This is a genomic window from Mycolicibacterium parafortuitum, from assembly GCF_002086815.1.
Classification (GTDB): domain Bacteria; phylum Actinomycetota; class Actinomycetes; order Mycobacteriales; family Mycobacteriaceae; genus Mycobacterium; species Mycobacterium parafortuitum.
The window spans coordinates 1-392 of record NZ_MVID01000077.1 but is presented as its reverse complement, the minus strand read 5'-3'; the positions used below and the strand labels follow the sequence as shown (position 1 = coordinate 392).

At 68.9% G+C, this 392-nt stretch carries 1 protein-coding gene; it reads right to left on the bottom strand.

Translation table 11 applies throughout. The features are described 5' to 3' along the window. Nucleotides 1-392: DUF222 domain-containing protein (locus BST38_RS28845; RefSeq protein WP_133057273.1), on the bottom strand; the 392-nt coding region annotated here is incomplete at both ends.

Here is a 392-nt window from a genome sequence, read left to right as displayed (position 1 = left end):
ACCGGTAGCCCGTTGTGTGACCCCAGTTCCCCGGATTCCAGGCTGCGCCGCAGCAGGGCTTTGAGGCCGTCGTGGGTGCGCTGCCCCGCAGTACGGGTATCGCGGTCCTCGTCGGGTGGCATGTTGGCGCCGGGGGCGGCTTCCTTGGCCAGTACGGATTCGTCGGGTGGCATGTTGGTGCCGGGGGCGGCTTCCTTGGCCAGGACGGCTTCCAGGTACGCCCCGAGCTCGGAATCGATGTAGCCGGAGATTGCCCGGCCGCCGTCGCACTGCTGCCTGCCCATCCGGACGAAGCGCTTGCGGGCAAGTTCGTGGTCGCTGGGTTCGGGGCCGTCCTGGTCGATCATCACCAACAAGCGGCCGGCCGCGGCGTCGAGTTCCTCAGGGCCCAA